This window comes from Halomonas rhizosphaerae, assembly GCF_030010555.1.
Classification (GTDB): Bacteria; Pseudomonadota; Gammaproteobacteria; order Pseudomonadales; family Halomonadaceae; genus Halomonas; species Halomonas rhizosphaerae.
On record NZ_JASCQP010000021.1, the window covers coordinates 120,711 to 147,631 of the forward strand.

Sequence of the window (26,921 nt, forward strand, 5' to 3'; positions counted from 1 at the left end):
CTGGGGCGATTCTGGTGTCATTGGGGCCGATTCTGTCACGCGGCCGGTCGTCAGGCCAGTCGCTCAGCCGACGGGCAGCAGCCTGCCGCCCTCCAGCCGGCAGCGCCGGTCGGCCAGCGCCTCGATGTCGTCGCGGTCGTGGCTGACCAGTACCACCGCCGCCCCCGCGGCCTTCTGGCGACGCACCAGGGCCCAGAGCCCGTCGCGGGTCACCTCGTCCAGGCCAGCGAAGGGCTCGTCGAGCAGCAGGACCCTCGAGCCGCGCAGCAGGGCCCGCAGCAGCGCCACCCGCTGTCGCTGGCCGCCCGAGAGCTCCTCGGGCAGGCGGTCCTCGAGCCCCTCGAGTCCCACCTCGGCCAGTCCCGCACGGATCCGGGCCTGCTGCTCATGGGTAAGCTTCATGTCCGGCGCCAGCCCCAGGCCCACGTTGAGCCAGACCGGCAGCTGGTCGAAGAGATTGTGCTCCTGGAAGACGGTGGTAATCCCGCGCTCCCAGGGCGGCAGCGCCAGCAGGTCCTGCCCCTGCCAGGCGAGAGAGCCGCCGGCCGGCTCGAGGAATCCCGCCAGCAGCCCCAGCAGGGTGCTCTTGCCAGTCCCCGACGGCCCCTCCACCGACAGGCACTCGCCCGGGGCGAGCCGGAAGGTGAAATGGAAGTCCGGCGTCTCCCCGGGATCATGGCGGTCATAGTGGAAGGTCAGGTCACGACACTCGAGCATGGCGCTCCTCGCGGGCGTAGCGGGTCCAGGGATAGCGAGGCGGACGACGGGTCAGCCACCCCAGCAGCATGAACACCAGCACCACCAGCATCAGCAGCACCAGCGCCGTGGCGGCGGCGCCCTGCCAGCGATAGCCGCCCAGTTGCTGATAGAGCAGCATCGGCAGAGTCGGGGCCGAGGGGCTGCCGAACAGGGCGATGACGCTGAAATCCCCCAGCGACAGGGTCATGGCATAGGCCAGCGCCAGGGCCAGGGGGCGGCGCAGACGCGGCCAGATAAGCCACCGCAGCCGGGCCCGTCCGCGGATGCCGAACTGGTCGGCCAGGCGCAGCTCGGGGGCCGACAGCCCCGGCAGGGCCCCGCGCACCACCTGCATGGCGAAGGGCAGCGCCATGAAGGCATTGACCAGCACCACCAGGCCGTAGCCCTGCCAGCCGCTGCCCAGGGTCGGGCGCAGCAGCAGGAAGAGCCCGGTCCCCAGCACCAGGGAGGGGATCACCAGGATCAGCTGACCGCCCCCTTCCATCAGCAGCGCCGACCAGGCATGTTGCCGAGTCCGCAGCCAGCGACTGCCCACCAGCAGGGCCACGGCCAGCGACAGGGCCCCGGCCCCCGCGCCCAGGGCCATCACCAGGCTGCGCGCCGCCGCCGGCCACAGGCTGGCGCTGCGGGGCAGTTCGGGCAGCCCGGTGAGCCCCGCCAGCACCACCGCGAGCAGCGGCGGCAGCAGCAGCGCCGCCAGGGCGGTGAGCCAGACGGCATCGGTGAGCCGGGAAGCGCCGACGGCATCTCGGCGGTGCCAGCGCCCCCCGGCCGGCAGGGCGGCGCTGCCGACCACCAGCGAGGGCGCCCCGCCCCGGGAGAGAGCCAGCAGCCACAGCGACAGACAGATAACCAGCTGGGTCAGGGCCAGCAGGGCCGCCAGGGCCAGGTCATGGTCGAACTTGAGGGCCTGGTAGAGCGCCACCTCCAGGGTCGAGGAGCGCGGTCCGCCGCCCAGCGTCATGACGATGGCGAAGCTGGTGAAGCAGAGGGTGAAGACCAGCGCCGCCAGGCGCGGCAGCAGCGGTGCGAGGCGCGGCCACTCCAGGGTGCGCCAGAGCGCCGCCCGCGTCAGTCCAAGTTGGGAGGCCAGCCGCCAGTGCGCCGCGGGCGCCGTCTCCAGGGCCTGCAGCATCAACCGGGCCGAGAGCGGGAGGTTGTAGAAGACATGGGCCAGCACGATGCCGGAGAGGCCGTAGAGATAGCCCGACTCGGCCCCGACCAGCCACTCCCAGAGCGGGGCCGCCCAGCCCCGCCGTCCATGCACCGCCACCAGGCCGAACAGGCCGATCAGCGTCGGCAGCACCAGCGAGAGCTCCATGGCGCGCAGCAGCAGGGCGCGCCCCGGGAAGCGCGGGCGCCTCGCCAGGGCCACGGCCACCGGCACGGCAAGCCCCACCGCCAGCAGGGTCGAGAGGGTGGCCTGCCAGAGGGTGAAGCGCAGCACGGCAGCCAGCCACGGTTCTTGCCAGAGCATGGCCGGATGCAGCTCCCGGGCCTGCCACAGCAGCGCCCCCAGGCTGCCGAGCCCCAGCCCTGCCACCGCCGTCAGGGCGGCAAGGCCGAGCCCCGGCGGCCAGCGCGACAGGGTGGCCCAGCGAGAGGGCAGCGACACCTCGCTCAACGCACGCTGGCGTTGAGCCACTCGCGGATCCAGGCGCGGCGGTTCTCGCGCACCTCCTCGGGCGTGAAGGTCAGACTCCGTGGCTGGATCAACCGCTCGAAGACCTCGGGCAGCGCATCGCCCAGATCGATGGCCGGGTTCATGACGTTGCCCAGCGGGATATGGCGCTGGAAGTCCGGCGTCAACATGAAGGCCAGGAAGTCACGGGCGAGCTCGGGCTGCTCGGTATTCGCCAGCATGGCGGCGGTCTCCACCTGCAGATAGTGGCCCTCCTCGAACTCGGCGGCCTGGTAGCGGTCGGTCTCCTCCACCGCCATGTGGTAGGCCGGCGAGGTGGCATAGGAGAGCACCAGGGGCGCCTCGCCGTTCATGAACAGCGAGAAGTAGGCCTGGCTCCAGCCGTTGGTGACGGTCAGCACCCGCTCGTTGAGCCGCGCCCAGACGGCCGGGGCCTCATCGCCATAGACGTGCCTGATCCACAGCAGCAGGCCCTGGCCGGTGACGCTGGTGCGCGGGTCCTGGAGGATCACCTTGACGTCGTCCGGCGCCTCGAGCAGTTCACGAAAGCTGCCCGGCGGCTCACTGAGCTGCTCACTGTCGTAGACGAAGGCGAAGTGGCCCCAGTCGTAGGGCAGGAAGGTGTCGTCGGCCCAGTCGATGGGCAGCGCCAGCGGCGCGGTGTCGACCCGGTGGGGGGCCAGCAGGTCAAGCTCGCGGGCCTCGGCCATCAGGTTCATGTCCAGCCCCAGCACCAGGTCCGCCCCGGTGCCCTCCCCCTCCAGGCGCAGGCGCTGGAGGATGTCGACGCCACCGTCCAGCGCCACGAAGCGCAGGTCGCAGTCGCCGCAGCGCTCCTCGAAGGCGGCCTCGATGCCGGGGCCCGGCCCCCACTCGGAGACGAAGGAGTCGTAGGTGTAGACGGTGAGCGTTCGCTCGGCGGCGGATGCCGCGCCCGACGTCGCCAGCCCCAGGACCAGGGCTACCAGATATCTCATGGGGCCTTCCCGTTGTCGGTAATAACCCCGGCACCGGTTCAGGTACCGGATCCGGGGGTTTCTTACAGCTTCCAGCTTACGGCCCCGGCCAAGCCGGTCAACCGAACACCACCCTGGCCACGTCACGGTAGCGGCCGGCGAAATGCACCGTCATGCCCTCCTTGAGGTAGTCGGGCAGCTCGTCGTAGTCACGCCGGTTGGCCTCGGGCAGGATCAGCTCGAAGATATCGCTGCGCCGGGCGGCGATCACCTTCTCGCGTATGCCACCCACCGGCAGCACCTGGCCGGTCAGGGTCAGTTCGCCGGTCATCGCCAGCGGCCGGTCGATGGAGCGGTGCCGGGCCAGCGACAGCAGCGCGGTGGCCATGGTGACCCCGGCGGAGGGGCCATCCTTGGGCGTGGCCCCTTCCGGCACGTGCAGGTGGACGAAGGCCGAGTCGAAGAAGTCCGCATCGGCGCCGTACTCGCCCAGATGGCCGAGCACGTAGCTGTAGGCGATATTGGCCGACTCCTTCATGACGTCGCCGAGCTGGCCGGTGAGCTTGAAGCCGCGGTCCAGGGCGTGCACCTTGCCGGCCTCGACGGAAAGCGTGGCGCCGCCCATGGCGGTCCAGGCCAGGCCGGTGACCACGCCCTCGCCCTTCATCACCTGCTCCTTGCGGAAGATCGGCGGCCCCAGGTACTCCTCGAGATTGTTCACCGAGACCCGTACCGACTGCTGGTCGTTCTCCAGCAGCTTCACGGCCGCCTTGCGCACGATGCGGTGCAGCTGTTTCTCGAGCTGGCGCACCCCGGCCTCGCGGGCGTAGCCCTCGATCACTTGGCGCAGCGCTGCCTCGGTGAGGTTGATGCGCTTCTTGGGCATGCGATTGCGCTTGAGCAGCTTGGGCCACAGGTGGTGCCTGGCGATGGCCACCTTCTCCTCGGCGATATAGCCGGAGAGGCGGATCTGCTCCATGCGATCCAGCAGCGCCGGGGGGATCGCGTCCAGCGTATTGGCGGTGCACACGAACAGCACCTTGGAGAGGTCCAGGCGCACGTCGAGATAGTGGTCGAGGAAGTCGACGTTCTGCTCCGGGTCGAGCACCTCGAGCAGCGCCGAGGCCGGGTCGCCCTGGAAGGACTGCCCCATCTTGTCGATCTCGTCGAGCATGATCACCGGGTTCTCGACCTCGACCTCCTTGAGGGCCTGGGCGAGCTTGCCGGGCATGGCACCGATGTAGGTGCGACGATGCCCCTTGATCTCGGCCTCGTCGCGCATGCCGCCTACCGAGAAGCGATAGAACTCGCGGCCCAGGGCATCGGCGATGGAGCGTCCCACTGAGGTCTTGCCGACTCCGGGGGGACCGACCAGTAGCAGGATGGAGCCACCCACGTCGCCCTTGAAGGTGCCCTCGGCGAGGAACTCGACGATACGTTCCTTGACGTCCTTGAGGCCGTCGTGGTCGCGGTCGAGCACCGATCGGGCATGGGCCAGGTCGAGCTGGTCCTGGCTGCGCACCCCCCATGGCATGGCGGTGAGCCAGTCCAGGTAGTTGCGCGTGGTGCCGTATTCCGGCGAACCGGTCTCCAGCACCGACAGCTTGTCGAGCTCGTCGTCGATGCGCTCCATGACCCGTTCCGGCACCACGCGCCCCTCGAGGCGGGCACGGAAGGTGTCGACATCGTTCTCGCGGTCATCCTTGGAGATGCCCAACTCGCGCTGGATCACCTTGAGCTGCTCGCGCAGGAAGAACTCCCGCTGGCGCTCCTGCATCTGGGCATTGACCTGGTCGCTGATCTCGCTCTGCAGCTGGGCGACCTCGATTTCCTTGCGCAGCAGCGGCAGTACCTTCTGCATGCGGGCCATCACCGGCAGGGTCTCCAGCACGTCCTGCAGCTCGTGTCCCTTGGCCGAGGTGATGGCCGCGGCGAAGTCGGTCAGCGGGCCCGGCTCGTGGGGGCTGAAGCGGTTCAGGTAGTGCTTGAGCTCCTCGCCGTAGAGCGGGTTGATCGGCAGCAGCTCCTTGATGCCATTGATCAGCGCCATGGCATAGGCGCGGGTCTCGTCATCCTCGGCATCCACCGGCTCGCGGAGGTAGCTCACCTCCACCAGGTAGGGCGGCTTGCGGGAGAGCCAGCGCTGGATGCGAAAGCGGCGCACACCCTGGGCGATGAACTGGATCTGCTGCTCCTCGCCCTGCAGCTTGTGCACCTTCACGGCGGTGCCGATCTCGGGAAAGTCCTCGTCGCCGAGCTCCTCGACCCCGGTCTCGCCGACGAAGGCCAGGCCCACGGTGTGGTGCGGCGTATTGCCGACGCGGCGGATGGTCTCTTCCCAGCGCTCGCGGTTGACCACCAGCGGCTGGACCTGGGCGGGAAAGAAGGGCCGGTTGTGGATCGGCAGCAGGTAGATGCGCTCGGGCAGGGAGTCGCTGGCGGGCACCACCGCATGGGAGCTGCCATCGCCCGGCCGCTCGTCGTAGAGGGAATCGTCGTTGGCCTGGATCCAGTCCAGGCCATCCTGCGCTTCGTGATCGTCGCTCATGTATTCCTCGTCCTGGATCGTCGGGATGGGTTCCCGGGGCTGCCCTCAGGAATGCGGGCACCGGCGCCCGACTTCAAGTCACTGCAGCCGCTCGAGGACCGGCGGCAGCGGGCGACCGTTGATCCGGACCCGGCCACGTACCACGTCGATCTCGAGGTCCTGGGTATCCAGCGGCAGGCCGAGCCACAGGGCCACCACCTTGGGCACCTGGTGCCAGGTGAGGTCGCCGTAGAGCCGCGCCCGCCAGCGGGCCTGTTCGTGGGGATCACCGAGCGCGATCAGGTTCAGCTCCGCGAACTGGCGCGAATCGAAGAACAGCGCCCCGTCGCCACGCGCCTCCAGCCCCAGCATCGGACTGTCGAGGGCGATGGCATGGATGTCCAGCCGGGGCGAATCCTGGAGCATGGCCAGCAGCTGTGGCTCCAGGCGCGTGAGCAGCTCGCGGCCGCCCTGGGCGGCATCGCCTCGGGCCGCCTCGTCGCGCAGCACGGCCAGCACGCTGCGCAGGGCGTCGGCATTGATCCGCGACAGTTCCATGGCAACGCGGCCGGAGAGCAGCACCTGCTCGGCCGTCACCAGCCGGTCCAGGGTCAGCTCGCTCTCGACGCGCAGTTCCTGCTCGTCGAGGACCGTGCGGCTGTGCAGGAGCAGCCCATGGGCATCCAGTTCGAGGTCCGGCTGATGCCAGGCCAGTCGCTCCACCTTGAGCAGGTCCTGCTGGCTGAAGTGGTAGGCGGCCTCGGTATAGGCGTAGCGGCTCTCCAGGGTGGTCGGCCCCGCTTCCAGGGTGGCCGGGCCGTCGCTGAGCCGCCAGGGCTCGAGCCTGGCCTGAAGCCGCCAGTCGCCGTAGACCCCGCCGAAGGTGATCCGCCCGCCGCGGAAGTCGAGTTCGCGCCCTCCCTGGCTGACGATGAAGGGCGCCAGCTCGAGGCGCCCCTCCAGGGTGGCGCCGAGGGTGCGGTAGCGAGCCTGCCAGGTAGGCGGGGTCGAGGGCAGGGCGTCGCCGAACAGGCGCCGGTCGCCCGGCCCGAGATGCGGCCTCAGCTCGCCGTCGATGCGCGTGCTGGCCACGCCGTGACGCGCCACGTAGGGCAACTCGAGATGCCAGGCCTGGCCAAAGCGGGGGGTCAGGTGGATGGTGCCGCGGGACTCGAGCCAGCCCCGGTCGACGTCGCTGCGCTTCACCGCAAGCTCCCCCCGGGCGGCGAGGTCCTCTAGGGCCCGGGCGAGTTCGCGTTCGAAGAACACACCGGAGAGATACTGGGCAATGCCCCAGAGCAGCGCCAGCCCCACCACCAGCGGGACGATCAGTCGTTCCTTGCGCATCATGGCGTTCCTTACCCGCGCCTTGTCCGGACCATCCCTGTGTCGCCGAGACGATGGAGAACTTTCAGTGATGCCGGATCAGTGGAGCCAGAACCACAGGTGCATGGTACTCCATGCATAGGCGGCCGCGAGGACATCATCGATCATGATGCCGAAGCCGCCGGCAACGCGCCGATCCGCCCAGCGGATCGGCCAGGGCTTGAAGACATCGAAGATACGGAAGACCACGAACCCCCAGAGGGCGGCTTCCCAGGAGAAGGGCACGGCCGCCATGGTCAGCCAGTAGCCGACGAACTCGTCCCAGACGATGCCCGAGTGATCGTGGACCCCGAGATCGTGGGAGGTCTTGTCGCACAGCCAGATGCCCCAGAAGAAGGTCACCGCCACCAGGCCCAGGTACCAGCCCAGCGGCAACTCGGACATCAACCAGTAGAAGGGAATCGCGGCCAGTGTGCCGAAGGTGCCGGGCGCGAAGGGCACGGTGCCGCTGCCCAGCCCGAAGGCCAGGAAGTGCACGGGGCGTCGCCAGACGCTGGCGGGGGCCTGATTCATGGAGCACCGTCTCCCGCAAAGTGCTGCCAGCCGCGCTCGCCGGTAACCGTCACGCCCTGCAGGCCGGGTTCGTCGCTGACGCGGCCGATCACCGTGAGGGCCAGGTCCAGGACGGACAGCCGGGCACGGGCCTCGTCGAGGTGTTCCGGGGGCAGGCCGAGCAGCAGCTCGTAGTCATCACCGCCGTGGAGCCCCGCCTGCCGGGCCCCCTCCTCGCCCAGCGCCGCCACCAGGCCCTCGGCCAGGGGCAGCGTGTCGGGCATCAGCTCGGCCCCGACGCCCGAGGCCTCGAGGACATGCCCGAGGTCGGCCAGCAGGCCGTCGGAGATGTCGATGGCGGCGCTGGCCAGGCCACCCAGCGCCAGGCCCGCCTCGAGGCGAGGCAGCGGATGGAGGTAGCGCCTGAGCAGCGGATGGTCGGTGTCCCGCTCGCCACGCCGCCACAGGGCCAGCCCCCCGGCCCCGCCCCCCAGCGCACCGGTCACCGCCAGCAGGTCGCCCGGACGGGCCCCGCTGCGGGTCAACGCCTGCTCGGCGGGCACCTCGCCCATCACCGTCACGCCGATGGAAAGCGTCCCGCGGGTCACGTCGCCGCCCACCAGGGCCGTGCCGGTGGCGTCGCAGAGGGCATGGAAGCCGCCGGCGAAATCCGCCAGCCAGGCATCGTCATCGGCCGCCGGCAGGGTCAGCGACATCAGGCACCAGCGGGCACGGGCGCCCATGGCGGCGAGGTCGCTGAGGCTGACCGCCAGCGCCCGGTGGCCAACCGCCACGGCCGGGGCATCCACGGGAAAATGGATGCCGGCCACCGAGGTATCGACGCTGACCGCCAGCCGCTGCCCCGGCGTCGGGGCCAGCAGCGTGCAGTCGTCCCCCACGCCCAGGGTCACACCGGCCTCCGCCCCCGGCGGGTCGGGGGTGAAGAAGCGGGTGATGAGTTCGAATTCGCTGTGCATCAGGGGCAGGCCTTCAGCGGCGGCGAGCGGTGACCTCGGCGGATCGCAGCCGCCCGGCAAGCTTGTCGAGGATGCCGTTGACGTACTTGTGCCCATCGGTGGCCCCGAAGGACTTGGCCAGCTCGACCCCCTCGTTGATCACCGCGCGATAGGGCACCTCGAGGCGACGGGAGAGCTCGTAGGCGCCCAGGCGCAGGATGGCCAGCTCGATGGGATCGAGATCCTCGAGGCGACGGTCGAGCAGCGGCGCGATGGCGGCGTCGAGCTCGCGGCGCTGGTCCGCCACGTTGTGCAGCAGTTCGTGGAAGAGCGCCAGGTCGGCGATCTCCATGACCTTGTGCCAGTTCTCGTGGTCCTCGAGATCGTCGTCGGCCACCTGGCTGCGGAACTCGGCCTCCACGGCGCTGATCGACTTGCCGGTCATCTGCCACTGGTAGAGGCCCTGCACCGCCAGTTCGCGGGCCGCATGGCGGGACTGCTGGGCCTTCGATGGGGCCCGCGGGCGCTCGCCGCTCATGCCTCACCCCCGTCGTCGGCATCGTCGCCGAAGCAGCGCAGCAGCGAGACCATCTCCATCGCCGCCATGGCCGCCTCGGCGCCCTTGTTGCCGGCCTTGGTGCCGGCGCGCTCGATGGCCTGCTCGATGGACTCGACGGTCAGCACGCCGTTGGCCACCGGGGTGTCGAACTCCAGCTGCAGGTTGCCCATGGCGGTGTTGCAGCCGCCGGCGACGTACTCGAAGTGCGGGGTACCGCCGCGGATCACCGCCCCCAGGGCGATCACCGCATCGGGGCGAGCCACCTGCAGCACGCGCTTGATGGCCAGCGGCAGCTCCCAGGCGCCGGGCACGTGGACGATATCGATGCCCAGCGGGTCGACGCCATGGCGCACCAGGCTGTCCACGGCGCCCTCGACCAGGCTGTCCACCACATGATGATTGAAGCGGCCGACCACGATCACGTAGCGGCCATCGACGTCGACGAAGCTGCCTTCGACTTGGGAAATCGGTTGCATGGTTCTGTGTCCTGAGAGATCCGGTGCTTGAGGGTCCGGAAGGCATGGCCCCGGGGGGCCAGGCCGAGATGTGAAAGGCGGCGGCGCTAGTCGGAGCCCGGCTCGCCGGTCGCCTGCTCGCCGGGTTCCAGTCGCTCCACTACCTCGAGGTCGAAGCCGGAGAGCGCCGAGAACTTCCAGGGCGAGCTCAGCAGGCGCATCCGGCCCACCCCCAGGTGGCGAAGGATCTGCGAGCCGGTGCCGATGGTCAGGTAGTTGCCCGCGCCGTCGGAGTCGCTGGTGCGGGGCGGCCGCCGGCGCTCCAGGAACACCTCGAGCAGGTCATGGAGGTCCTGGCGCGGGCGTCCGTCGTCGAGCAGCACGAAGACCCCGTGCTCGGCCCGTGCCACTTCGGCAACTGCCTGCTGGGCGGTCCAGCTCGGCGTGTCGCCCTTCTGCAGGGCGAGCAGGTCACGCATCGGGTTGGCCAGGTGCACGCGCACCGTGGTCAGCGCCTCGGGGTGCGGATGGCCCTTGACCAGGGCCAGGTGATGGGCGCCCTGGATGCTGTCGCGGAAGACATGCAGGTTGAGTTCGCCGAAGGCGGTCTGCACCGGCGTCGACTCCACCGGCTGCACGGTCTGCTCGTTGTGGATGCGGTAGTGGATCAGGTCGGCGATGGTGCCCATCTTCAGGCCATGCTCGACGGCGAAGCGCTCGAGCTCCGCGCGGCGGGCCATGCTGCCGTCCTCGTTCATGACCTCGCAGATCACGCCGCTGGGGTCGAGACCGGCCAGGGCGGAGAGGTCGCAGGCCGCCTCGGTGTGTCCGGCGCGGCGCAGCACGCCGCCTGGCTCGGCCATCAGCGGGAAGATGTGGCCAGGCTGGACGATGTCGTCGGCAACCGCGTCACGGGCGACCGCGGCGCGCACGGTGCGCGCCCGGTCGGCGGCGGAGATGCCGGTGGTCACGCCCTCGGCGGCCTCGATGGAGAGGGTGAACTTGGTCCCGAAACCGGAGCCATTGTCGCGCACCATCAGCGGCAGCTGGAGACGCTCGCAGCGCTCGCGGGTCATCGGCAGGCAGATCAGGCCCCTGGCGTGGCGCGCCATGAAGTTGATGTGCTCGGCCTCGACCTTCTCGGCGGCCATGATGATGTCGCCTTCGTTCTCGCGATCCTCGTCATCCATCAGGATCACCATTCGGCCCTGACGGATGTCCTCGACCAGTTCTTCGATGGGGGCCAGGCCCCCGGATGAGGCGTGCACCATGGAGTCTCCATTGATTCAGCGTGGTGGCTGTCGTCATCCGACGACGAGCGGGTCGCCATCGGGCGTCGCCACCTCGAAACCGCGTCAGGGTACCGTGGCGCGTCGTCGGGCGCCAGTAAACAGCCGCGTCGTCGGGCGCCCTAGCGCCCTAGCGCCCTAGCGCCCTAGCGCCCTAGCGCCCTAGCGCCGAACAGGATGATGCCGACACGTTCAGCTTTCGGCCACCATGCGCCGCCGGGGCCGGGCGGTGATGCGCCAGTCGCTGCCCACGGCGCGGATGTCGAGGATCTCCAGCCCCTTCTGCTGGGCCATCAGGGTCAGGCCTGGCAGTTCGAAGAGCGGACGCGCCTCGCCGCCGAGCAGGGTCGGCGCCACGAACAGCTGCATCTCGTCGATCAGGCCGGCCTCGAGCATGGCACCGGCCAGCGTCGCCCCGGTCTCCAGCAACACCTCGTTGGCCTGCTCGGCCTCGGCCAGGTGGCGCAGCAGGGCATCGAGGTCGACGCGGCCGTCGGGGCCTGCGGGCATCGCCACCACCTCGGCACCGGCGGCCTGCAGCCGCTCGCGCCGCTCGGGCTCGTGGTCGGTCAGGGTGGCCACCAGGGTGCGGCCGGGTTCGCGCAGGCAGGCCGCGGCCAGGGGCAGGCGCAGCCGGGAGTCCACCACCACGCGCAGCGGCTGGCGGGCGGCGAGGGCCTCGCCTTCGGGCAGCTCGAGCTGCTCGGGGCGCACGGTGAGCCGGGCGTTGTCGAAGATGATCGATTCGACCCCGGTGAGGATGGCGCTGGAGCGAGCGCGCAGGCGCTGCACCTCGCGGCGGGCGTAGGGCCCGGTGATCCACTGCGACTCGCCGGAGCGCATGGCCGTGCGGCCATCGAGGCTCATGGCCATCTTCAGGCGCACGAAGGGCCGGCCGTGGGACATGCGCATCACGAAGCCGGGATTGAGCGCAAGGGCCTCTTCCTCGAGCATGCCCACCGCCACCTCGATGCCGGCCTCGCGCAGCCGGGCGATGCCCCGGCCGGCGACCCGGGGGTTGGGGTCCTGCATGGCCACCACCACCCGCGTCACGCCGGCCTCGGCCAGCGCCAGGGCGCAGGGGCCGGTGCGTCCGTGGTGGGAACAGGGCTCCAGGGTCACGTAGGCGGTGGCGCCGCGCGCCTTCTTCCCCGCCGCCCGCAGGGCGTGGATCTCGGCATGGGGCTCGCCGGCCCGCTGGTGCCAGCCCTCGCCGACCACCCGGTGATCCTTGACCAGCACGCAGCCCACCCGGGGGTTGGGGGCGGTGGTATAGCGCCCGCGACGCGCCAGCGTCAGGGCGCGCGCCATCCAGGCCTCGGGGAAGGCGTGCTCCGCCATCACGGCGCTCCCGACGGGTCCGTAGGGAAGCCGGGCTCCTGGGCCAGGCGGTCGATCTCGGCGCGGAACTCGTCGATGTCCTGGAAGCTGCGATAGACCGAGGCGAAGCGGATGTAGGCCACCTGGTCGAGGCGCTTGAGGGCCTGCATGACCTCCTCGCCGATGTCCCGGGCGTGGATCTCGCGCTCGCCACGGGCGCGCAGGTTCTGGCGAATGCGCTCCACCGCCGCCTCGATGGACTCGGCGCTGACCGGACGCTTCTCCAGCGCCCGCAGCATGCCGGCACGCAGCTTGGCCTCGTCGAACACCTCCCGCGTGCCATCGGACTTGATCACTCGCGGCATCACCAGTTCGGCGGTCTCGTAGGTGGTGAAGCGCTCGCCGCAGGCCGCACACTGGCGCCGCCGCCGTACCTGGTCGCCATCCGCCACCAGGCGAGAATCGGTCACGCGCGTGTCGTTGGCGCCACAGAAGGGGCAATGCATAGGGATAACCCGAGGTCGATGGAAAGGCTGTCGCTGCATTGTAACGGTTCGCGAGGAGAGCGCCCAGCCAAGGGGCAAGCGCCCCGGGGCTATCGCGGATTGCCGCATTTCCCGGTGCCGAACCGTCGGCAGGCCTCGCCATGGTCAACTGCAATCGACCTGGCAGCCGTCCTGCAGTGGCACGGGACATGCAAGACACTGGCATCCCAGGCCGACCAACGGATGCCACCATGCCCCTGCCCCGCTCCCTCGCCCCGCCCCTGAACGAGGCCGCCTTCAGCGCACGCGCCCGCGAGCACCTCGACCTGCTCTACGGCCCGCGCCGGGACGAGGTACTGCGACGCCTGCTGACGCTGCTCTCGCACCATCGCGGTGCCATGCCCTCCGCAACGACGCCAGTCGCCGCCCCCTTATGGAGCGAGCGGGACCAGTGGCTGATCGCCTACGGCGACAGCCTGCTCGACGGCGACACCCCGCCCCTGGCGGTGCTGCAGGCCTTCCTCGAGGCACGCCTGCCCGACAGCTTCAGCGGCGTGCATGTGCTGCCCTTCTTTCCCTGGAGCAGCGACGACGGCTTCTCGGTGATCCACTACCGGGAGGTCGACCCGGCGCTGGGCGACTGGCACCACCTGCACCGGCTGGCCGAGCGCAAGGACCTGATCGTCGACCTGGTGCTGAACCACGTCTCCCGGGAGTCGCTTTGGTTCGTCGACTACCTTTCCGGCAGCCTGCCGGGCCGCGACTACTTCATCGAGATGGATCCCGACACCGACCTCTCCGACGTGGTGCGGCCGCGCAGCTCCCCGCTGCTCGTGCCGGTCGCCACCCGCCGTGGCACGCGACACCTCTGGGCGACCTTCTCCGAGGACCAGATCGACCTGAACTTCGCCAACCCCGACGTGCTGCTGGAGTTCATCGGTATCCTGCTCTTCTACCTGGAGCAGGGTGCGCGAGTGATCCGCCTGGACGCCATCGCCTACCTGTGGAAGGAATCAGGCACCCCCTGCATCCACCTGCCCCAGACCCATGAGGTGGTGCGCCTGTTGCGGGCCGTGGTCGACCACATGGCGCCCGGCACCCTGCTGCTGACCGAGACCAACGTGCCGCATCGGGAAAACCTCAGCTACTTCGGTCTGGACCGTCTTCCAGACGGGGGCCTCGAGCGTCTTTCCGGTGCAATGCACGACCCGGTCCCCGACGAGGCGCATCTGGTCTACCAGTTCCCTCTGCCACCGCTGCTGCTGCATACCCTGACCAGCGGCGAGGCGGCCACCCTGGCCCGCTGGCTGGAGAGCCTGCCCGAGCTCCCGCCCGGCTGCAGCTACGTAAATTTCACCGCCAGCCACGACGGCATCGGCGTACGCCCGCTTGAGGGCTGGCTGCCGGCCCACGAGGTCGAGGCCCTGCTGGAGCTGATGCATCGCTTCGGCGGCTTTGTCAGCATGCGCGCCGATCCCCGGGGGCAGGACATCCCGTACGAGATCAACATCACCTGGTTCGAGGCCATGAAGGGGACCCGCCGGGGGGCCGACCCCTGGCAGGTGGAGCGCTTCCTGTGCAGCCAGCACCTGATGCTGGCCCTGCAGGGTATTCCCGCCCTCTACGTGCACTCGCTGACCGCCACCCTCAACGACCTGGAAGGGGTCGAGCGCAGCGGCCGCCTGCGGGCGATCAACCGCCGTCGCTGGCAACGCCGCGAACTCGAGGAGCTGCTCGATAGCCGCAACACGTCGACCCGCGAGGTTTTCCTGGCCCTGACGCGTCGCCTGGCGGTGAGGCGCCGGGAGCCCTGCTTCCATCCGGACGCGCCCCAGCGGGTGATCCCCGCCCCGCCGGCGCTGCTGGTGCTGGAGCGAGGGCCCCTTCCCGATGGCCGGCGCCTGCTGGCGATCCACAACGTTACCGACCGACGCCAGCCGCTCGCCCTGGACGTGCTCGACGCCCCCGGCTGGATCGACCTGCTGGAGGATGTCCCCTGGACGCGGGAATCGAGCCTGGCCCCCTACCGGAGCCTGTGGCTGCTGGCCCCGGGCTGATCAGTGGCCCGCGTGCTCGCCATCGCCCTCCTCCATCGGCTGCACCCGCCTCACCGGGGCCTCGACGGTCAGGGTCTCGCCGTTGTCGAGGGTCAGGGTGAGCTCGATGCTATCGCCCTCGACCGGGGTCCTCGCCAGCTCGAAGAGCATCAGGTGCCAGCCGCCGGGCGCCAGCCGCACGGTCTCGCCGGCCGGGACCGGGATCGTCTCGACCTGGCGCATCTGCATCACGCCCTCCACCATCACGTGGTTGTGAAGCTCCAGGCTCCCGGCCAGGGGCGAGCTGCCCCCGACCAGCGCCAGGTCCGTCTCGCCCGGGTTGGTCAGCTCCATGAAGGCGGCGGTGGTGGGCGACCCCGGCGGCACCGCCCGCACCTGGGCCTCCTCGACGGTCAGGGACTGGGCCAGGGCAGTGGCGCTGAACAGCGAGAACAGGACCAGCGGCAGGGCAGTGATGCGCATCTCGGTCGACTCCATGGGCTCAAGGGAACGCGTCGAGATTACCCTGCCTCGCCGTTGACGGGGAGCGGGCTGCGACATCGCGTCCCGCCGGCGGGTGCAGGAATTAATCCACGGCTAATGGGCGCGTGGCAGGATGGGAACTCTCGGGCCCCTCGCGGGTCCCCACGACACCCCCTTTCCGACACCCCTTCATGACATCTCTTCATAACAGGACATCGCGATGCGAACCTTTCCCCTCTCCCTCCTGGCCGGCCTGGTCACGCTCTCGCTGACCTCGACGCTCGCCGCCGACGAGCACTGGCCGGCCCCGGTCCAGGCCCTGGTGGACCAGGGCCTGGAGATCCACGGTGAATTCGCGGCCCCGGGTGGCCTCAGCGGCTACGCCGCCAGCCACCGCGGGCGCGAGATGGCCGTCTATCTCACGTCGGATGGCGATCATGCCGTGGTCGGCACCCTGCTCGATGCCGAGGGCAACGACCTCTCCGCGGCGCCCCTGGACGAGCACGTGCGCAGCGGCCAGGAGGCCGAGGTGTGGCAGCAGCTCGAGGAGAGCCACTGGATCCAGGACGGCGAGTCGCAGGCAGAGCGCGTGATCTACACCTTCACCGACCCCAACTGCCCCTACTGCGCGCGCTTCCACGACCAGAGCCGCCCCTGGGTCGAGGCCGGCGAGGTACAGCTGCGCCACATCATGGTCGGCATCCTGAAGAGCGACAGCCCGGCCAAGGCGGCCGCCCTGCTCGGCGCCGAGGATCCCGCCGCGGCGCTGCAGGCACACCAGGAGAGTGACAGCGGGATCGCCGCCTCTGCCCAGTCCCGCGAGATCGAGGAGCAGGTCTATGCCAACAACCAGCTGTTCGAGGGCCTGGGGCTGATGGCCACCCCCACCACCTACTACCGCAACGACGAGGGCCGCCTGGAGAAGGTCGAGGGGGCTCCCGAAGAAGCGCGCCTCGAGGCGATGATGGGCTCACCGCGCCCCTGAGGCGGCGCGACGCGCCACCAGGACACAAGCGGGCCCCGCTGCCGATGGCAGCGGGGCCCGCTTCGCTTGTGGCGAAGAGCTTCCTCAGTCCTCCAGGTCCTCGAAGCGCGGCTGTCCGACGTTCCAGGGCTTGACCTCCTCGCCCTTCTCGCCCCAGTTGGCGTGATCGGCGAGGCGGTGGCCGTCCACCTCACGCTCCTGGCCATAGCTGGAGTTCTTGTGGAAGGTGGGGCCGAACTTCTCCAGCACCTCGTCCACGCTGCCGGTGTAGCGCGGATCCTGGGGGCGCTCCTGCTGGGTCATGTAGTAGGCGATGTCCCAGGCCTCCTGGTCGGAGAGCGAGAGCGGCTGGCCCAGCGGCATGTTGTTCTTGATGAACCCGGCCGCGGTGTGGGTGCGCACGATGCCGGCGCCCCAGTTGTTGGAACCGTCACCCCAGGGGGCGGGGAAGACGTACTCGCCCTCCTGATAGAGGCCTGAGCCATCCTCGCCGTGGCAGACCGCGCAGTTCTCCACATAGAGCGCCTCGCCGTTCTCGTAGCTCAGTTCCTCGGGACGATCCGGCGCCGGGAAGCCGCGGCCGTAGATGGGCTGGTCCGGATACATGGGCGCCCCCGTGGCCAGCCACTGGTGGTAGGCGGAGAGGGCCAGCATGTCGTCGCTGCCGTACTCCGGCGGCGTGCCGTTCATGGAGTAGGCGAAGCAGCCAGCAATACGCTCTTCGAGGTTGTTGACATGCTGGTTCTTGCCACGGAAGTCCGGCAGGGTCACCGCCGCCGGCCAGACCGGGGCACTGAAGGGCTGGCGGCCCTCACCCAGGTGGCAGCTGGAGCAGTTCATGTCGTTGAAGACATTCTCGCCTCGCAGTTGCTGGGTATTGGTGAAGAGGTCATAGCCACGGCGGATGACCTTCTTCAGTTCGGGGTGGATGTCGGCCTCCTCGAGGTCCGCCATGGTCGGCGGCACATGCACCAGTTCGTCTTCCTTGGGGGCTGGATAGCCCAGCTCGACGAGTTTCTCGTACTCTGCCCAGGCGGCCATGCTGATGCCGGCGGCCAGGGTCGCACTGGCCACGGCCAGGGTTGTCCTGCGAAGTGTCATGTTCTGCTCCCCCTTATTCGGACGCCACGGACTGATTTGCCAGCCAGACCGAGACGGCACGGATGTCCTCGTCGCTCATGCGCTCGGCGATCGCGCCCATCAGGTTCTGGGGGTCATTGCCCCGCTCGCCGGCCTGCCAGGCACGCAGCTGGGCCTCGATGTAGCCGGCATGCTGGCTGGCAATGCCGGGAAAGGTGCCACCGGCCCCTTCGTTACCCGGACCATGGCAGCTCTTGCAGGAGACGATGTACTCATCCCAGTCGCCACGCAGGGCCAGTTGCTCGCCGCGGGCCAGCAGATCCTCGTCGGCATCCTCGCCCCCCTGGGCCTCGGTGACCGGCATCTCGCTGTAGTAGGCCGCCACGTCGACGACCTGCTGGTCATCGAGCATGTTGGCGAAGGGCATCATGGTGGTATTCTCGCGACGCCCCTCCTTGAAATCATGCAGCTGCTTGGCGATGTACTCCGCCGGCAGCCCGGCCAGCCGCGGCCAGGACTCTCCCCCCGACACGCTCATTCCGCTGCCGTCGGCCTGGTGGCAAGCCACGCAGGCTCCGGCCGCCTGCTGGCCGCGCTCGGCATCGCCCTCCTGGGCCTGGGCCTGACCGGCGGCCAGGCCAAGGCCCAGCAGCAGGCCGAGCCCGCTCGCGATCCTCATGCTCGTCATTTCGGGTCACCCTCGTCGTTGTCATTGATCCCTTGCGGGGTTCCTTCCCGGGCCGGGCGTGCCGGTCCCGTCGACCTCGGCATCAGCGGCAGCGTCAGCCGGGCCTCCAGCCCACCCCCCTCGGGGCGGGAAAATGCCAGCCCTCCGCCGAAGCGCTCGGCGATGGCGGCCACGATGGCCAGCCCCAGGCCACAGCCCTGCCGGCGACTGGCCCGCCAGAAGCGACGCGGGAGCTGCTCGAGCTGGGCATCGTCGACCCCGGGGCCATGGTCCCTGACCCCGAAGGTCACGGCCTGGCCATCCGGGGCGGTGCGGGCCGAGATCTCCACGGGACTCTCCCCCGGGCCATGGCGCAGGGCGTTGTCCACCAGGTTGCGCAGCGCGGTGATCACCAGCTCCCGCGGCACCGCCAGCTCGACCGCGGGCCAGGCCTCGGGCATCGCGAAGCGTTGCCGGTCGCTGGCCGAGGCGTCGCGCAGCGCCAGCTCCACCACGTCGGCGGCGCGACTGGCCTCGCCGTCCTCGAAGTGTAGCCGCCCTTCCACCCGCGCCAGCATCAGCAGCTGGTCCAGGGTCCGCGACAGTCGCGCCACGCCCTCCTCGGCATGGTCCAGGGACTGGCGTGCCGCCTCGCCTTCGACCCGACTGGCCACCTGCAGGTGGGTCTTGATGGCCGTCAGCGGCGTGCGCAGCTCGTGGGCGGCGTCGTTGGTAAAGCGCTGCTCGCGCACGATGGTCTGCTGGATGCGGGCCAGCAGGCCGTTGAGCGTCTCCACCAGCGGGCGGATCTCCACCGGCACCCCATGGGTCGCCACCGGCGCCAGGGCATCCGGGTGGCGGCGCGCCAGGGCATCGCGCAGCCGACCCAGCGGCCGCAGCCCCCTCACCACACCGAACCACAGCGCCAGCAGGCTGCCGGAAAGCGCCACCACGAAGGGCACCACCGCCACCTGCAGCACGTTGCGCATCAGCAGGTCGCGCTCGTCCATGCGGTCGGCGGTGGTGATGGTCAACCCGCCACGCTCGTAGGTGAACACCCGCCAGGTCACGCCGCCCTCCTCGCGATAGGCATGGCCCGGCTCGCGGGCCTGCAGGATGTCCTCCATGTCGGTATGGGTGCGCGCCATGATCTCGCCGCGGGGCGAATGCACCTGGCAGGCCAGCCCCTCGATGGGCGGGATCGAGAGCGCGCGCTGGTCGGCCTGTTCCCAGACGTCCAGCGGCAGCTGGGCCATCAGCCCGGCCACCATGCGGGCCGACTGGGCGAGCCGCTGGTCCAGGGTCTTCTCCACCTGCTGGTGCAGGTCGCGCATCAGCCAGGCGGCAGCCAGGCCCCAGAGCAGCAGCAGGGTCAGCCCCAGCGTCAACACCAGGCGCGTGCGCAGGCTCATGCCCGACCGACCCCGGGGCGGCGGGGCAGCTCCACCGCGGAGGGCTTGCCCAGCCGGTAGCCCAGGCCGCGCACCGTCTCGATCACCCGGCTGCCGAGCTTGCGGCGCAGGTGGTGGATGTGGACGTTGAGCGCGTTGCTCTCCACTTCCTCGTTCAAGCCATAGAGACTGTCCTTGAGCTGCCCGGCGGTCAGCACGCTGCGCGGCGCCTGGAGGAAGGCCTCCAGCAGCACCAGTTCGCGGCGCGAGAGGTTCACCGGCCGCCCGGCCACGCTGACCTCGCGAGACACCGGGTCCAGGCACAGCGGGCCATGCTCGATCAGGGCCCGGGAGCGGCCGGCGGCCCGGCGCAGCAGGGCCTGCAGCCGAGCCAGCAGCTCGTCCAGGTCGAAGGGCTTCACCAGGTAATCGTCGGCGCCCACGTGCAGCCCCTCGATGCGATCGCTCACCGCGTCGCGGGCGGTGAGGATCAATACCGGGGTGTCGACCCCGGTCCGGCGCCACTCCTCGAGAAGCAGCATGCCGTCGCCGTCGGGCAGGCCCCGATCGAGGATGACCACATCGCTCGACACCGCGTCCATGGCCGAGCGCGCCTCGCCCATGGTGGTCACATGGTCGACGACGAAGTCATAGACGGCGAGTCCGGCCTTGATGCCCGACGCCACCAGGGCATCATCCTCGATGAGCAGTACGTGCATGACAGGGAATCCTCGTGATATGCGACATCGTGTCACCCGGCCATTAAGACGACGTTAAGCCGTCATAAGGCTAGAACGATTCGAACTGGTCCATTGGTCGCAAGCCCAGAATCGCAAAAGCAGGGTCGCAGAAACGTCCCCCGCCGGCAGGGCCGACGGGGGACGCTATCCGGTGTTCAGGCAGGGTCATCCCCTGGCAGGAATCGCTCGGGCCAGGAACCAGCCGACCACCATGGCCACCAGCATGGCGAGAAGCGGGCCGGTGAGCCCGGCGATGGAGGCGAAGGCCGGACCCGGGCAGTAGCCGGAGAGTCCCCAGCCGATGCCGAACAGCGCGGCACCGCCGATCAGGCGGCCGTCCAGGTCCTGACGGGTGGGCAACTGGAAGCGTTCGCCAAACACCGGGTTGGGGCGACGCAGCACCAGCCGGTAGCCGATGAAGTTGGTGATCACGGCACCGCCCAGCACGAACATCAGCGTCGGGTCCCAGGCACCGGCGACATCCAGGAAGCCGAGCACCCGCGCCGGGTCCGTCATGCCGGAAATGGCCAGGCCGAGGCCGAAGATCAGCCCCGCGATATAGCCCATGAGCGTCTTCAGGGTCTCGCTCTTCATGCGCCACCTCCGATCACGTGCCGGACCACGAAGACGGTGACGATCGCCGCCACCACGAAGGTAATGGTGGCCACCAGCGAGCGCACCGAGAGCCGGGCGAGGCCGCAGACACCGTGGCCGCTGGTGCAGCCGCTGCCCAGGCCCGTGCCCAGGCCCACCAGCAGGCCGGCCAGCAGCATCAGCGGAATCCCCCCCGCGGGCTCGCCGATCACCTCGCCCGGGGCGCCGGCCACGTTGCCGAGCCCGCCCCCGACGAGCAGCAGCACCACGGGGCCGCTGACCAGACCCAGCACGAAGGCCAGGCGCCAGGCGCTGTCCCCCCTGGGTCGGGTGGTGACCAGGGTGCCGATGATCCCGCTGATGCCGGCGATGCGGCCCAGGGTCGCCATCAGCCAGGTGGCCGAGAGGCCGATCAGCACACCGCCGATCAGCCCCTGAAGGCTTGCCGTCCAATCCACGTGAAATCTCCTCTGGTGTCAGGGTGTCGGTCGTCCGGCAGGGTCAGTTGCCGACGCCGATGCGGGCAGGCGTGGCGATACGCCCCGCACGCCTCCTCATGGTGGCACGCCCATTGTCGGCAGGAACGGGGCGATGAACACACCGGCCCTACTTGCTGGCGGCCAGCCCGGCCTCGCCGCAGACCCGGTCCGAGACCGCGCCGACACGGTCGTGCAATGCCTGCCAGGCGTCATAGGTGCTCAGGAAGACCTTGCCGGTCAGCTCATGGCAGAATTCCGTATGTTGCAGCCGGTCCATCACCGGCCCCTTGACCTCTGCCAGGTGCAGGGTGACGGCGGAGTCCTTGAGCCGCGCATTGATCGCCTCCAGGCTCTCCAGCGCCGAGGCGTCGATGACGTTGACCGCCTGGCAGGCCAGCACGATATGCTCCAGGCCCGGCTGGCGGGCGGCCAGCTCCATCACGGTGTCCTCCAGGTAGCGGGCGTTGGCGAAGTAGAGGCTCTCGTCGACCCGCAGGATCGCCAGCCGGTCGTCGGTTTCCACCGAGTGGCGGCGCACGTTGCGAAAGTGCTCGCTGCCGGGGACGCGTCCCACCACGGCACTGTGCGGGCGACTGGTGCGATACAGGTGGAGGCCGAGCGACAGTACCACGCCGACCAGGATGCCGCTCTCCACGCCATGGGCCAGGGTCAGCACCAGGGTGGCCAGCATGGCCACGCCATCGGCCCGGGAATAGGCCCAGGTGCGCCGGATGGCGGGCAGATCGATCAAGGTGCCCACCGCGACGATGATCGTGGCGGCAAGCGTCGCCTTGGGCAGAAACGCCAGGGGCGTGGTCAGGGCCAGGGTCGCCACGGCGATGCCCACGGCGGTGAAGGCGCCGGCAAGCGGCGTGGCGGCACCGGCCTCGAAGTTGACCACCGAGCGGGAGAACCCCCCGGACACCGGCGAGCCGCCGCTCGTCCCCGCCCCGATATTGGCCAGCCCCATGGCGATCAGCTCCTGATTGGGATCGATCCGCTGGCGCCGCTTGGCGGCCAGGGTCTGGGCCACCGAGACCGACTCCACGAAGCCCACCAGACTGATCAGCACCGCCGCCGGTAGCAGGCTCGACCACAGCTCGGGGTCCAGGCTCGGCAGGGCCAGGGTCGGCAGGCCGCTGGGCACGTCGCCGACCAGGGCCACGCCCTGCGCCCCGAGTCCCAGCCCCCAGGCCAGCAGGGTGGTGACGATCACCGCCGAGACCGGTGCGGCCTTGGTCAGCAGGTCCGCGACCGTCGCCGACAGCCCCAGGCGCTTCAGGCCACCCTTGAGATGGCGCCGGCACAGCAGCAGGTAACCCCAGACACCGAGACCGATCGCCAGGGTGATGACGTTGGTGTCCTCCAGCCCCGCGACCAGTGCCGAGCCCATCTCCACCAGGTTATGGCCGGACGCCTCCACACCCAGCACGTGACGCAGCTGGCTGGCGGCGATCAGGATGCCCGAGGCGGTGACGAAGCCCGAGATCACCGGGTGACTCAGGAAGTTGGCCAGGAACCCCAGGCGCAGCAGGCCCATGGCGAGCAGCACCAGGCCGGAGAGGGCGGCCAGCACCAGGGCCGCCCCGACGTACTCCTCGCTACCGGGGGTGGCGATGCCGGAAAGAGCCGAGGCGGTCATCAGCGAGGCCACCGCCACCGGCCCCACCGCCAGGGTGGCACTGGTGCCGAAGACGGCATAGAGCACCAGCGGCAGCATGCTGGCGTAGAGCCCCACTTCCGGCGGCAGGCCGGCCAGCAGGGCATACGCCAGCGCCTGGGGCACCAGCATCAGGGTGACGATCACCGCCGCCACCAGGTCACGCGCCAGCACATCGCGCCGATAGCCGTGCAGCCAGCCGATCAGGGGTATCCAGCGTGAAGGGATCATGAACGTCTCGTCATCTCGGGGACATCCTGCTCAGTGACGTCTCGCCGGCCGGGCGAGCCACTCGTGCCCCTTGAGCATGCCGTTCCAGTAGAGCCAGGGCAGCTGCTTGGCCTTGAGCCACCAGGCCCGGCGAGTCGCCCGGGTGCCCTCATTTATCCAGCTCGGGAAGGTCGGCTGCAGGGCGCCGCCATAGCCGAACTCGGCCAGCACGATGCGCCCCCGCTCCACGGTCAGCGGGCAGGAGCCGTAGCCCAGATACGCGGCCGGCAACGGCGCCTCGTCCAGGGAAGCCAGCAGGTTCTCGGCCACCACCGGCGCCTGCTTGCGCACCGCCGCTGCGGTCTTGGCGTTGGACGTGCCGCTGGCGTCGCCCAGGCCGAACACCGCCGGGTAACGGACGTGCTGCAGCGTCTCGGGGTCCAGGTCCAGCCAGCCGTCCTCGTTGCCCAGCTGGGATGCCGCGATGAAGGCCGGAGCCTTCTGGGGCGGCACCACATGCAGCATATCGAAGGAGCGTTCCACCGTGCGTTCCCCGTCCTCGCCGGGCATGGCGAAGCGTGCCGTGCGCGATGGTCCGTCCACGGCCACCAGGCGCTGCCCGAAGGCCTTCTCGATGCCGTAGCGCTCGATGTAGCCCTCGAGGGCCGGCACATAGTCCGCCACGCCGAACAGCGCCTCACCGGCGTTGCAGAAGCTCACCTCGATCTCGGCCAGGCGCCCCCGGCGGCGCCAGTGGTCGCAAGAGAGGTACATGGCCTTCTGCGGGGCACCGGCGCACTTGATCGGCATGGGCGGCTGAGTGAACAGCGCCTTGCCCTTCTCCAGCGACTGCACCAGCGACCAGGTGTAGGGCGCGAGCTCGAAACGGTAGTTGGAGGTCACGCCGTTTCGGCCCAGCGTCTGCTCCAGCCCCTCGATCGCGCCCCAGTCGATGACCAGCCCCGGCGCCACCACGAGCCGGGAATAGCCGAGGCGGCGGCCATCGCCCAAGACCACCTCGCCGGTCTGCGGGTCGACGCGCTCGGCGCCGACCGCATACCAGCTGGCCCTCTCGGGAATGACATCGGCCATGGGACGGCGGGTGATGGCGGACGAGAAGACCCCGCCGCCCACCAGGGTCCAGCCGGGCTGGTAGCTGTGCATCTCGGCAGGGTCGACGATGGCGATATCCAGGTCGCCGCGGCGCTTCAGCAGGCTCGCGGTGACCGCGATGCCCGCCGCGCCGCCACCGATGACGACGACATCATGATGGCGGGATGAACTCTCGGGGGTCGGGTGGTGCATGGCATGGCTCCTGGGCGTCGTTATCGTTGTCGTAAGGGTCGCCTGTCAGGTCTTGAGCATCTCGCGGATCGGCTGGGGGTCATGGCCGGCATCGTGGGCAGCGGCCAGCAGCGCCGGGATATCGCAGCCGGCTTCACGGGAGCGGGCGTGGGCCCAGAGGTGCACGGCCCGCTTGCCGGTCCTGCAGAAGGCGAGGATGGGGGTGGGCAGCCCGTCCAGGGCCTGGCCGAAGGCCTCGATGTCGGCCTCCGAGTATTCGCCCGGGGTCACCGGGATGCAGCGCCATTCGAGGCCCAGTTCGGCGGCCCGGGCACTCAAGGCGCGGTCGTCGGGGTGGTCCTCGGCCTCGCCGGGGCGGCGGTTGCAGATCACCGAGCGGAAGCCGCGACGGGCGACCTCGTCGAGATCGTCGGGCATCACGGCATCGGTGACGGCGAAGCCGGGTTCGAGCTGATGAATCTGCATATCGACTGACTCCTGAGCCATTCAGAACTTGTTGATCGGCACCTTGAGGTAGACCTGGCCATTGTCCTCGGCCGGCGGCATATGACCGGCGCGCATGTTGACCTGCACCGAGGGCAGGATCAGTAGGGGCATGTCCAGGGTCGCGTCACGTTCGGTGCGCATCTTGACGAACTCGTCCTCGCTGACCCCTTCGTGGACGTGCACGTTGTTGGCGCGCTGCTCCGCCACGCTGGTCTCGTGCTGGTACTCCTCGCGCTCCGGCGCCTTGTAGTCATGGCACAGGAACAGCCGGGTCTCGCTCGGCAGGGCCAGCACCTTCTGGATGGAGCGGTAGAGGGTGCGTGCGTCGCCGCCCGGGAAGTCGCAGCGGGCGGTGCCGTAGTCGGGCATGAACAGGGTATCGCCGACGAAGGCAGCATCGCCGATCACGTAGGTCAGGCAGGCCGGGGTGTGACCCGGGGTGTGCAGCACCCGCCCCTCCAGGTGACCGATGGTGAAGGTGTCGCCCTCCTCGAAGAGGCGGTCGAACTGGCTGCCGTCGCGGGCGAACTCGGTGCCGGCATTGAAGGCCTTGCCGAAGACGTCCTGCACCACGGTGATGTTGGCGCCGATGCCGGTCTTGCCACCCAGCGTCTCGTGCAGGTAGGGCGCGGCGGAGAGGTGGTCGGCATGGACGTGGGTCTCGAGGACCCATTCCACCTCGAGGCCGTTGTCGCGCACGAAGGCGATGATCTCGTCGGCGGAGCGCACGTCGGTGCGTCCGGCGGCATAGTCGAAGTCGAGCACCGAATCGAGGATCGCGCAGGCGCGGCTGTCGGGATCCTGCACCACGTAGCTGAAGGTGTTGGTGGGCTCGTCGAAGAAGTGGGTGACGACTGGCCGGGGCAGGCTTGGCTGTTGGGACATGGGGAAACGACCTCCATCGAATGTCACTGGCCGGGGAATGAGGTCAGCATAGCTCAAAACAAGTTCTAAGAATAGAATATTTTGCTATAAAAGATCCGCCGAAGATGACGCGCCCCGGCCATCAGCAAGCCCCATCGCCGCGGCGACGGGCTCGTGGCAGCCCCCGGCGACCTACTCCCAGTCCGCGCCTTCCAGGGCGTCCAGCGGGATCTTCAGGTAACGCTTGCCGTTGGCCTCGGGCGACGGCAGGCGCCCTCCCCGGGTATTCACCTGTAGGGAGTGCAGGATCAGCTTGGGCATCGGCAGCTCGCTGTCACGCCCGTCGCGCATCGCCACGTAGTCCGCCTCGTTGACGCCACCCGCCAGATGCTTGTTGGTCTCGCGCTGCTCGCGCACCGTGCTCTCCCACTGCGGTTCGCGGCCATCGGGCATGTAGTCGTGGCCGGTGAACAGCCGGGTCTCCTCGGGCAGCGCCAGGATCGCCTGGATGGAGTTCCACAGCTGGTGGGCGTCGCCGCCGGGAAAGTCGGCCCGGGCGGTGCCGAAGTCGGGCTGGAAGAGAGTGTCGTGGACGAAGGCGGCATCGCCGATCACGTAGGTGATCGAGGCCAGGGTATGGCCCGGCGAGAACATCACCCGCGCCTCCAGCTCACCGATGCGGAAGGTCTCGCCCTCGGCGAACAGGCGGTCCCACTGCGAGCCGTCGGCGGGAAAGTCGGGCCAGTGGTAGAGCTCCTTCCAGAGCTTCTGTACCTCCACCACCTTCTCGCCGATGGCGGTGGGCGCGCCGGTCTTCTCGCGCAGGTACTGCGCGGCGGAGAAGTGGTCGGCATGGGGGTGGGTATCGAGGATCCATTGCACCTCGAGCCCCTTCTCCTTCACATAGGCGAGCAGCTCGTCGGCGTGGTGGGTGGCGGTCGCGCCGGACTTCTCGTCGAAGTCATGGACCGGGTCGATGATCGCGCACTGGTGGGTCGCCGGGTCGCTGACCACGTACTGCACGCTGAAGGTACGCGGGTCGAAGAAGCCGGCGACATCGGGCTTGCCGGCACCGCTGCTCGGGGAGAGGGCGAAGGTCTTCACGGGTCACCTCC

Annotated in this window: 26 protein-coding genes; 2 read left to right on the forward strand and 24 right to left on the reverse strand. The window is 69.6% G+C overall.

Annotation, left to right across the window (positions count from 1 at the left end; translation table 11 throughout):
• Positions 1-63 precede the first annotated feature (63 nt).
• The 12 genes from QLQ83_RS07310 to nrdR form a co-directional block, all read right to left on the reverse strand.
• Positions 64-717: a thiamine ABC transporter ATP-binding protein gene (locus QLQ83_RS07310; RefSeq protein WP_282734855.1), complete on the reverse strand. Its 654-nt coding sequence runs from the start codon at positions 715-717 to the stop codon at positions 64-66.
• Positions 701-2,404, reverse strand: a complete 1,704-nt coding sequence (gene thiP, locus QLQ83_RS07315) for a thiamine/thiamine pyrophosphate ABC transporter permease (protein ID WP_282734856.1) — start codon at positions 2,402-2,404, stop codon at positions 701-703. Before thiP ends, QLQ83_RS07310 begins: the two co-directional genes overlap by 17 nt.
• A complete protein-coding gene (gene thiB / locus QLQ83_RS07320; RefSeq protein ID WP_282734857.1) occupies positions 2,380-3,378 on the reverse strand; it encodes a thiamine ABC transporter substrate binding subunit in 999 nt (332 codons plus the stop codon). Before thiB ends, thiP begins: the two co-directional genes overlap by 25 nt.
• Positions 3,379-3,475: 97 nt before the next feature.
• Complete coding sequence (gene lon, locus QLQ83_RS07325) at positions 3,476-5,905, reverse strand: endopeptidase La (RefSeq protein ID WP_282734858.1); 2,430 nt, start codon at positions 5,903-5,905, stop codon at positions 3,476-3,478.
• A gap of 78 nt (positions 5,906-5,983) precedes the next feature.
• The gene (locus QLQ83_RS07330; RefSeq protein WP_282734859.1) at positions 5,984-7,231 is read right to left on the reverse strand and encodes a DUF945 family protein; all 1,248 of its coding nucleotides are present in this window, start codon (positions 7,229-7,231) and stop codon (positions 5,984-5,986) included.
• A 78-nt stretch (positions 7,232-7,309) separates the two neighbouring features.
• A complete protein-coding gene (locus QLQ83_RS07335; RefSeq protein WP_106229826.1) occupies positions 7,310-7,783 on the reverse strand; it encodes a phosphatidylglycerophosphatase A family protein in 474 nt (157 codons plus the stop codon).
• Complete coding sequence (thiL, locus tag QLQ83_RS07340) at positions 7,780-8,739, reverse strand: thiamine-phosphate kinase (RefSeq protein ID WP_282734860.1); 960 nt, start codon at positions 8,737-8,739, stop codon at positions 7,780-7,782. Before thiL ends, QLQ83_RS07335 begins: the two co-directional genes overlap by 4 nt.
• 13 nt (positions 8,740-8,752) lie before the next feature.
• Positions 8,753-9,256, reverse strand: a complete 504-nt coding sequence (gene nusB / locus QLQ83_RS07345; RefSeq protein WP_250060219.1) for a transcription antitermination factor NusB — start codon at positions 9,254-9,256, stop codon at positions 8,753-8,755.
• Positions 9,253-9,753: a 6,7-dimethyl-8-ribityllumazine synthase gene (gene ribH, locus QLQ83_RS07350; RefSeq protein ID WP_282734861.1), complete on the reverse strand. Its 501-nt coding sequence runs from the start codon at positions 9,751-9,753 to the stop codon at positions 9,253-9,255. Before ribH ends, nusB begins: the two co-directional genes overlap by 4 nt.
• Positions 9,754-9,839: 86 nt before the next feature.
• Entirely contained in the window at positions 9,840-11,003 is a 1,164-nt protein-coding gene (gene ribBA / locus QLQ83_RS07355; RefSeq protein WP_282734862.1) for a bifunctional 3,4-dihydroxy-2-butanone-4-phosphate synthase/GTP cyclohydrolase II, read from the reverse strand.
• A 210-nt stretch (positions 11,004-11,213) separates the two neighbouring features.
• A complete protein-coding gene (gene ribD, locus QLQ83_RS07360; RefSeq protein WP_282734863.1) occupies positions 11,214-12,362 on the reverse strand; it encodes a bifunctional diaminohydroxyphosphoribosylaminopyrimidine deaminase/5-amino-6-(5-phosphoribosylamino)uracil reductase RibD in 1,149 nt (382 codons plus the stop codon).
• Positions 12,362-12,847 carry a transcriptional regulator NrdR gene (gene nrdR / locus QLQ83_RS07365; RefSeq protein WP_282734864.1) on the reverse strand — a complete coding sequence of 162 codons (486 nt, stop codon included), beginning with the start codon at positions 12,845-12,847 and terminating at the stop codon, positions 12,362-12,364. The genes ribD and nrdR overlap by 1 nt, the downstream gene beginning before the upstream one ends.
• A 230-nt stretch (positions 12,848-13,077) precedes the next feature.
• On the opposite strand from nrdR, the gene QLQ83_RS07370 reads away from it, so the two are divergent.
• Positions 13,078-14,883 (forward strand): sugar phosphorylase, encoded by a 1,806-nt coding sequence (locus QLQ83_RS07370; RefSeq protein WP_282734865.1) that lies wholly within the window; start codon positions 13,078-13,080, stop codon positions 14,881-14,883.
• Here the strand turns inward: QLQ83_RS07370 and QLQ83_RS07375 are convergent, their stop codons facing one another.
• Positions 14,884-15,345 carry a copper chaperone PCu(A)C gene (locus QLQ83_RS07375; RefSeq protein ID WP_282734866.1) on the reverse strand — a complete coding sequence of 154 codons (462 nt, stop codon included), beginning with the start codon at positions 15,343-15,345 and terminating at the stop codon, positions 14,884-14,886.
• 220 nt (positions 15,346-15,565) lie between these two features.
• Between QLQ83_RS07375 and dsbG the strand changes: the two genes are divergently transcribed.
• Complete coding sequence (gene dsbG / locus QLQ83_RS07380) at positions 15,566-16,330, forward strand: thiol:disulfide interchange protein DsbG (protein WP_282734867.1); 765 nt, start codon at positions 15,566-15,568, stop codon at positions 16,328-16,330.
• Positions 16,331-16,414: 84 nt separating this feature from the next.
• Here dsbG and QLQ83_RS07385 read toward each other — a convergent pair whose 3' ends face one another.
• The 11 genes from QLQ83_RS07385 to QLQ83_RS07435 all read right to left on the reverse strand — a co-directional run bounded on the left by QLQ83_RS07385 (position 16,415) and on the right by QLQ83_RS07435 (position 26,910).
• The gene (locus tag QLQ83_RS07385) at positions 16,415-17,431 is read right to left on the reverse strand and encodes a c-type cytochrome (protein WP_282734868.1); all 1,017 of its coding nucleotides are present in this window, start codon (positions 17,429-17,431) and stop codon (positions 16,415-16,417) included.
• 13 nt (positions 17,432-17,444) lie between these two features.
• Positions 17,445-18,098 (reverse strand): c-type cytochrome, encoded by a 654-nt coding sequence (locus QLQ83_RS07390; RefSeq protein ID WP_282734869.1) that lies wholly within the window; start codon positions 18,096-18,098, stop codon positions 17,445-17,447.
• A complete protein-coding gene (locus QLQ83_RS07395) occupies positions 18,095-19,489 on the reverse strand; it encodes an ATP-binding protein (RefSeq protein WP_282734870.1) in 1,395 nt (464 codons plus the stop codon). The genes QLQ83_RS07390 and QLQ83_RS07395 overlap by 4 nt, the downstream gene beginning before the upstream one ends.
• Entirely contained in the window at positions 19,486-20,187 is a 702-nt protein-coding gene (locus QLQ83_RS07400) for a response regulator (protein WP_282734871.1), read from the reverse strand. Before QLQ83_RS07400 ends, QLQ83_RS07395 begins: the two co-directional genes overlap by 4 nt.
• 186 nt (positions 20,188-20,373) lie before the next feature.
• Positions 20,374-20,802, reverse strand: coding sequence for a DUF6691 family protein (locus QLQ83_RS07405; RefSeq protein ID WP_282734872.1), 429 nt, complete (start codon positions 20,800-20,802; stop codon positions 20,374-20,376).
• Positions 20,799-21,260: a YeeE/YedE family protein gene (locus QLQ83_RS07410; protein WP_282734873.1), complete on the reverse strand. Its 462-nt coding sequence runs from the start codon at positions 21,258-21,260 to the stop codon at positions 20,799-20,801. The genes QLQ83_RS07405 and QLQ83_RS07410 overlap by 4 nt, the downstream gene beginning before the upstream one ends.
• Positions 21,261-21,408: 148 nt before the next feature.
• Complete coding sequence (locus QLQ83_RS07415; RefSeq protein WP_282734874.1) at positions 21,409-23,172, reverse strand: SulP family inorganic anion transporter; 1,764 nt, start codon at positions 23,170-23,172, stop codon at positions 21,409-21,411.
• Positions 23,173-23,202: 30 nt separating this feature from the next.
• A complete protein-coding gene (locus QLQ83_RS07420; RefSeq protein WP_282734875.1) occupies positions 23,203-24,456 on the reverse strand; it encodes an NAD(P)/FAD-dependent oxidoreductase in 1,254 nt (417 codons plus the stop codon).
• Between the two features lie 45 nt (positions 24,457-24,501).
• The gene (locus QLQ83_RS07425; RefSeq protein WP_282734876.1) at positions 24,502-24,921 is read right to left on the reverse strand and encodes a protein tyrosine phosphatase family protein; all 420 of its coding nucleotides are present in this window, start codon (positions 24,919-24,921) and stop codon (positions 24,502-24,504) included.
• Positions 24,922-24,942: 21 nt separating this feature from the next.
• On the reverse strand, positions 24,943-25,809 hold the full coding sequence (locus QLQ83_RS07430; protein ID WP_282734970.1) for an MBL fold metallo-hydrolase: 867 nt from the start codon (positions 25,807-25,809) through the stop codon (positions 24,943-24,945).
• Positions 25,810-25,998: 189 nt separating this feature from the next.
• Complete coding sequence (locus QLQ83_RS07435; RefSeq protein ID WP_282734877.1) at positions 25,999-26,910, reverse strand: MBL fold metallo-hydrolase; 912 nt, start codon at positions 26,908-26,910, stop codon at positions 25,999-26,001.
• Positions 26,911-26,921: the final 11 nt, after the last annotated feature.